Annotated in this window: 4 protein-coding genes; 1 reads left to right on the top strand and 3 read right to left on the bottom strand. The window is 60.9% G+C overall.

The features are described from left to right. The 3 genes from ACIREA_RS23790 to ACIREA_RS23780 all read right to left on the bottom strand — a co-directional run. The coding region (locus ACIREA_RS23790) for a hypothetical protein (protein ID WP_397384833.1) at positions 1-275 on the bottom strand (275 nt) is incomplete at its 3' end. Between the two features lie 39 nt (positions 276-314). Further along, the gene (gene secA, locus ACIREA_RS23785) at positions 315-3,539 is read right to left on the bottom strand and encodes a preprotein translocase subunit SecA (RefSeq protein ID WP_397384832.1); all 3,225 of its coding nucleotides are present in this window, start codon (positions 3,537-3,539) and stop codon (positions 315-317) included. Between the two features lie 98 nt (positions 3,540-3,637). Next, positions 3,638-3,946, bottom strand: a complete 309-nt coding sequence (locus ACIREA_RS23780; protein ID WP_397384831.1) for a hypothetical protein — start codon at positions 3,944-3,946, stop codon at positions 3,638-3,640. Between the two features lie 81 nt (positions 3,947-4,027). Here ACIREA_RS23780 and ACIREA_RS23775 point away from each other — a divergent pair, with 81 nt between their 5' ends. Beyond that, a complete protein-coding gene (locus ACIREA_RS23775; RefSeq protein ID WP_397384830.1) occupies positions 4,028-6,343 on the top strand; it encodes a hypothetical protein in 2,316 nt (771 codons plus the stop codon). The last annotated feature ends 69 nt before the right edge of the window (positions 6,344-6,412 follow it).

Below are 6,412 nucleotides of genomic sequence, written 5' to 3'. Positions count from 1 at the left end.
AGGCAGGCGAACCCGGCGGCGGCGGCGACCAGCAGCGAGCACACGATCCGCTTGGCCATGACCGAAGGTAAAACGAGCGCAAAGAGCACGCGATTGATCGCGTGGTTCACCGGGCTCAAGGCACTGTGGAGGATGCCATGCGTGGGTAAATTCCACTGCTCACAGCGTGCATTCCACTGCCACAGCCCCTCGTCATTCGTCGGTTCGAGCACGCCATCCAGCAGAAACAAGCGCCCAACCAGCAGCGTGTAGAAGACGATTAGGAGGGGACGCATGCGGACGGTTGGGCACGCTCAAGGATTGGATCGGTCAGCTCACGCCATTCGTCCGCAGCACTGCTTGTACTTCTTCCCACTGCCGCATGGGCATGGGTCGTTGCGGCCAACGGCGCTGGCGGCGGGCTTGGGTCGAGCGACATTGCTGCTTGGAAGGATGAGGCGGGGGCCGTCGCGGCCCGGATTGGGGGCGGCTTCGGGCTTCTCTTCTTCTTCCACTTCTTCACGGCGCTGCGGCGCTTCGTTTTCACCGCCCTGCAGGGCCATCTGGGCCAGGAACTGCTCAAACGCGGCGAGCTGCTGCGTGCTGCGGAAGAGGTTGCCGAGGACTTCGCCGTTGATGTTGTTCATCAGTTCCGCGAAGATCGTGAAGGCTTCCTGCTTGAACTCGATGAGCGGATCTTTCTGGCCGTAGGTGCGCAGACCCACGCCTTCCTTCAGCGCATCCAGCGCATACAGGTGCTCCTGCCACAGGCGGTCGATGGCGTTGAGGAGGATCATCTTCTCGATCTCCTGCAAGGCGGTCGGATTGGCGGTGCCCACCTTCACCTCGTAGGCGCCGAGGATCTTGTCCTTCAGGTAGGCGGACTTGGCTTCGAAATCGAGCTTCTTGAAGTCATTATCCAGCGTCTTCAGGCCCACAGGGAACGTCATGTTCACCCAGGCGAGCAAACCTTCATAATCGGCCTGGTCATCACCCTTGATGTCCTTCGGCACGAAAACGCCAAGGCGTTCGGTGATGCCCTTTTCCACGGCCTCGTTGATGAGGATGCGGGTGTCGTTGCTGTTGAGCACGTCGTTGCGCCATTCATAGACGACTTCGCGCTGCTGATTCATCACATCATCGTATTCGAGGACGCGCTTGCGCCAGACGTAGTTGCGCTGTTCCACGCGCTTCTGCGCGGTTTCCACGCTGCGGTTAAGCCACGGGTGCTGGAGTTCTTCACCCTCCTTCATGCCAAAGCGCTCCATCATCTTCGTCATGCGCTCGGCAGCACCGAAGTTGCGCATGAGGTCGTCTTCAAAGCTGAGGAAGAATTTGCTCTCGCCGGGGTCACCCTGACGTGCGGAACGTCCGCGCAGCTGGCGGTCCACGCGGCGGCTTTCATGGCGCTCGGTGGCCAGCACGAAGAGGCCGCCGAGTTCGGAGACACCTTCACCCAGTTTGATGTCGGTACCACGACCGGCCATGTTGGTGGAGATCGTCACCGCAGAGCGATGACCGGCGCGGGCGACGATTTCAGCCTCCTGGCGGTGATACTTCGCATTGAGCACGTTGTGGACGATCTTCTTCAGCTTGAGCATGCGCGAGACCATTTCCGAGGCTTCGACGCTGGCGGTGCCGACGAGGATCGGCTGGCCCTTGGCGTTGAGCTCCTGGATCAGCTCGATCACGGCGGCGAATTTCTCGCGACGTGTCTTGTAGATGCTGTCGTTGTGATCCTTGCGCTTCACCGGACGGTTCGTCGGGATGGTGAGCACATCGAGATTGTAGATGTCATGGAACTCGGCGGCGTCGGTCTCAGCCGTGCCGGTCATGCCGCCCAGCTTTTGATAGAGGCGGAAGTAGTTCTGAATGGTGATGGTGGCGAGCGTCTGGGTCTCGGCGTCGATCTGCACGCCTTCCTTGGCTTCCACGGCCTGGTGCAGGCCATCGCTCCAGCGGCGTCCGGCCATTTTACGGCCCGTCTGCGCATCGACGATGATGACCTTGTTTTCCTCGACCACGTATTCGACGTCCTTCTCATAGAGACAGAAGGCACGCAGAAGCTGGCTGATCTGGTGAATGCGCTGACCCTGGTGGGAAAGGCGGTCCTGCATCTCCGTCTTCTTGCGGGTGCGGGCTTCTTCGGAGAGCGTCATGTCGCCGTCGATCTCAGAGTACACCGTGGCGATGTCCGGCAGCACGAAGGCGTCCGGCTCGTCGGGGCTGAGGAAGTTGCGGCCCATCTCGGTGAGGTCGGCGTCGTGGGATTTCTCCTCGATGAAGTAGTAGAGCTCTTCCTTGAGACGGAAGAATTCCACCTTCTGTGTGTCGGCATAGAGCGAGAGCTCAGCCTTTTCCATGGCACGGCGGAGATCAGGCTCCTCCATGCAGCGTGTCAGCGCACGATTCTTCGGCTGGCCCATCTGCACCTGAAAGAGTTTCAAACCGGCCTGCTCCAGCTCACCTGCGGCGGCGGCTTCCTTGGCCTCAGTGATCAGGCGATTGCACAGCGTGTTCTGGCGGCGCACGAGCTGGTCCACGAGGGGCTTGTAACGCTCATACTGGTGATTGCTCTCCGCTGCCATGACAGGACCGCTGATGATCAAAGGCGTGCGTGCTTCATCAATAAGCACGGAGTCCACTTCATCCACAATGGCGAAGTAGTGGCCGCGCTGCACCTGCTGCTCCTTGCTGGAGGCCATGCCGTTGTCGCGCAGGTAATCGAAGCCGAACTCGCTGTTCGTTCCATAAGTGATGTCCGCCTGATACTGGTCGCGGCGCAGGTGGCTTGGCTGGTCGTTTTGAATACAGCCGACCGTGAGGCCGAGGTATTTATAAAGGCTGCCCATCCACTCGCTGTCACGACGTGCGAGGTAATCATTCACCGTGATTACGTGCACACCGCGTCCGGTGAGCGCGTTCAGGTACACCGGCAGCGTACCGACCAGCGTCTTCCCTTCCCCGGTCGCCATTTCAGCGATCATACCGCGGTGCAAGGCCACACCACCGACGAGCTGCACATCAAAGTGCACCATGTTCCAGCCCAGCGGCTGGTCGCAGACCATGATCTCGCGTCCGCACATGCGGCGGGCGGCGTTTTTCACCACGGCATAGGCTTCCGGGAGAATGTCATTGAGCATCTTCGACTCGATCGCAGCGAAGTCCGGCTGGATGGCGTTCCAGGCTTCACGTGAGCGATCAATGCGGGCCTTCTTGTCATCCAGAGCGGCGCCGTTCCAGGCGGCGGAGGCCAGGTAATCATTTTCCAGCGCCGGGAAATGCGGCTTCAGCGCGGAGAAATATTTCTCCACCGCCTCAAGGCAGGCATCCACTTCAGCTTCGTTCGCGATGCGCAGGCTCACCCCGCCGAGGAATGGCGGCGTGTGAAAGGCGCGGAACTGGGCCTGCCATTTCTGGGTGCGTTCCTGCAGCACTTCCTCCGGCTCGTTTTGAAGCAGGGCTTCGATGCGGTTGATCTCGACCACCGTAGGTTGAAGCTTGCGCACAGTGCGCTGGTTCTTGGTGCCGATGATTTTTTTGATGATCCAGTTGAACATGGGGAAAAAGAATACGCCGCCCGGCGCACATTGGCCGGGTCGGGGGGAGGCCGAATGTGGCGGATGTCAGCCAACGCGCAAGGACTCAAACGGGCCTCTTACCGAAGCACCACATCCTTCACCCGGCGCGGAATCATGGCATTTCGCACCACTTCCGGCTGCACACTGCGTAGGAAATCGAGCAAAATCACCGGCGATTCCACGATCATTCGCTCGATCTGGTCACGCCGATGCGTCCAACGCGAGTTGCGGTGCAGGTAGTCGAGGTCGGCGAGAATTTCATCGACATCGCCCTCGCTGAAGCCAGCGAGCTGAAACGCATAGGGATCGTATAAAGGCATGGCGGCTGCGGTCTTGGAACGGTCGCAGACCAAATCGAGAATGCGTGATTCGACAAGCGCTTCCATGCTCAATTTTTTGGCAACGAGTGCAATTGACAGCGGTTGAGATGTAGCTTTTCGCCGCACTTCACGTTTAACTGGCACCTCATGCCCCGCATCCTCTGGCAAAATACGGACATCACCTGGCTCGCTGCTTTGGTGGTTCTTCTTGTCATCGGGCTGCTCTGGCTGGGCTACCGCCGCTCTCCGCTGCGTGGCTGGCGCAAACTCGCGGCGATGTCCTGCAAGCTGGCCGCCCTCGCCCTGCTGGCCATCTGCCTGCTCGATCCCCTCTGGACCCAGCAGCAGCCGAAGAAGGGTGAAAACGAAGTCATTGTGCTGGTGGACACCAGCGCCTCTCTAGAGACTGCAGAAAAACCGGGGGAGGCCACCCGCGCCGCCCAAGTCACCGCCGCGCTGAACTCCGGCACGGAGGATGCCGCGTGGATCAAAGCACTGAGCGAGGACTTCCGCCTTCGCCTCATGACCGTCGGATCACAGACCCAAAGTGTGCCGCACTTCCGCGCCTTGAAGTTTGACGGTTCCCGCTCCGATCTCTGCCGCACACTCATGACTCTGCGCAGCGGCGGCTCGAATCTGGCTGCTGTGGTATTAATAAGCGATGGCAACGCCACCGATGCCTCCACCTGGAAGGCAGAAGCCAAGGGCGCTCCCATTTTCACCGTGCTGGCTGGCAAGAACGCCCCCACCCCGGATCTGGCCATCCTCGATGCCACCGTGGCGACGAGCCCCTTTGAAGACGCGCCCATCACCATCACCTCCCGTGTATCTGCCCAGGGGCTCAGTGGCAAACAGGCCACGCTTTCCGCGCTCGATGAAAAGGGCAAAGCCATCGTGACCGAAAAAGTCACCTTCAATGGCAGCTCGCCGCAGACGGTGCGCCTGCGCATCCCGGTGGCCAAGCCCGGCGTCTCCTTCCACAAGCTCGAACTCAAGGCCGAAGGCGTCAGTGAAGCCACCCTGGCCAACAACACACGCTTATTAGAGGCGGATCGCGGCTCAGGCCCCTACCGCGTGCTCTACATCGCTGGCAGGCCGAACTGGGAGTACAAATTCCTGCGTCGCGCCATCGCAGCGGATGACGACATCCAGATGCCCAGCCTCGTCCGCATCGCCAAACGCGAGCCCAAGTTTGAATGGCGCGGCCATGCCGGTGAGAGCGCCAACCCCTTGTTTCGCGGCTTTGGTGCCAAAGAGGGCGAAGAAGCGCAGCGCTATGACCAGCCGGTGCTCATCCGCCTTGGCACGCGCGATGCCAAGGAACTCAGCGACGGCTTCCCCAAAGCTGCCGAAGATTTGTTCAGCGAGTATCGCGCCATCATCATTGATGACCTCGAAGCCGGCTTCTTCACCCAGGAGCAGATGCACCTGATCCAGCGCTTCGTCAGCGAGCGCGGCGGCGCGCTCCTCATGCTCGGCGGGCAGGAGTGCTATCAGGCGGGCGGCTATGATCACACGCCCATCGGCAGCATGCTGCCGGTCTATCTTGACCGCACCACCACCGCAGGCCCGATGCTGGATGCGCGCTTCAATTTGACGCGCGAAGGCTGGCTGGAGTCCTGGATGCGCCTGCGCACGGATCGTGAGGAAGATGAGAAGCGCCTGGCCGCGATGCCCTCCTTCTATGCCATCAATCAAACCTTCGCGATCAAACCCGGTGCCAGCATTCTGGCCACGGTTTCCGATTCAGCGCAGACCACCATGCCCGCCATCGTGTCCCAGCGTTTCGGCGAAGGCCGCGTGGGCAGCGTGCTGGTGGCCGACCTGTGGCGCTGGGGCATGAACGATGCCGATTCCCGCAAGGACATGGAGCGCGCCTGGCGGCAGCTCATGCGCTGGCTCGTCGTCGATGTGGCCGACAGCATCTCCTTCTCCGCCGAGACCGATCCCGCCGACCGCGAGCGCGTGAAGCTCTCCGTGCGCGTGCGTGACCGCGCCTTCAAAGCCCACGGCGATGCGCTGGTGAAGATCGAAGTCACGCAGCCTGACGGCAAGAAATCCCAGCTCTTCGCCGAGCCAAGCCTTAAAGAAGCCGGGCTCTTCGAAACCGAGTTCTTCTCCTCCAGCTCCGGCAACTACCGCGCCACCGCAACCGTGGAGGACATGGAAAAACACACGCAACTCGGCCTCAAGACCACCGGCTGGACCTACGGCCCGCAGGCCGAGGAATTCAGCCGCCTCGCCCCGGACCGCGCCTTTCTGCAACGCATCGCCACCGAGACCAGCGGCCAGATGCTCGCCCTCGATGAAATCTCCAAGCTGCCCGAGATGCTGAAGAACATCCGCGTGCCCATCGAAGTCACGCTTTCGACGCCGCTCTGGCATACGCCATGGATCTTCCTGGCCCTGCTGTTTTTCATCGGCACGGAGTGGTTTTTGCGCAGAAAGGGAGGCATGGCATGAAGATCAGCTCGCATTTTGGCTCTCCCCTCAACAGATCACACACCGCAGAGTCTGGAACGCCGCAGAGAT

It is taken from the genome of Prosthecobacter sp., assembly GCF_044373815.1.
Taxonomy (GTDB): Bacteria; Verrucomicrobiota; Verrucomicrobiia; order Verrucomicrobiales; family Verrucomicrobiaceae; genus Prosthecobacter.
The sequence above is the reverse complement of the archived record's forward strand: the minus strand, read 5'-3'. Positions and strand labels throughout refer to the sequence as shown.

Coding starts and splice junctions, on each gene's coding strand:
- ACIREA_RS23780 (WP_397384831.1), bottom strand. CDS start 3,946: ATGGAAGCGCTTGTCGAATCACGCATTCTCGATTTGGTCTGCGACCGT.
- ACIREA_RS23775 (WP_397384830.1), top strand. CDS start 4,028: ATGCCCCGCATCCTCTGGCAAAATACGGACATCACCTGGCTCGCTGCT.
- secA (WP_397384832.1), bottom strand. CDS start 3,539: ATGTTCAACTGGATCATCAAAAAAATCATCGGCACCAAGAACCAGCGC.